The organism is Staphylococcus microti, assembly GCF_000934465.1.
In the GTDB taxonomy this organism is placed as follows: Bacteria; Bacillota; Bacilli; order Staphylococcales; family Staphylococcaceae; genus Staphylococcus; species Staphylococcus microti.
The window spans coordinates 1-225 of sequence record NZ_JXWY01000172.1; the positions used below are offsets into that span (position 1 = coordinate 1).

The window sequence follows — 225 nt, forward strand, 5'->3', positions numbered from 1 at the left end:
ACATGCTCCACCGCTTGTGCGGGTCCCCGTCAATTCCTTTGAGTTTCAGTCTTGCGACCGTACTCCCCAGGCGGAGTGCTTAATGCGTTAGCTGCAGCACTAAGGGGCGGAACCCCCCTAACACTTAGCACTCATCGTTTACGGCGTGGACTACCAGGGTATCTAATCCTGTTTGATCCCCACGCTTTCGCACATCAGCGTCAGTTGCAGACCAGAAAGCCGCCT

1 rRNA gene is annotated in these 225 nt (G+C 55.6%); it reads right to left on the reverse strand.

Features of this window, described 5'->3' with window-relative positions:
• Positions 1 to 225, reverse strand: a 16S ribosomal RNA gene (locus tag TP70_RS11165); the annotation flags it as partial.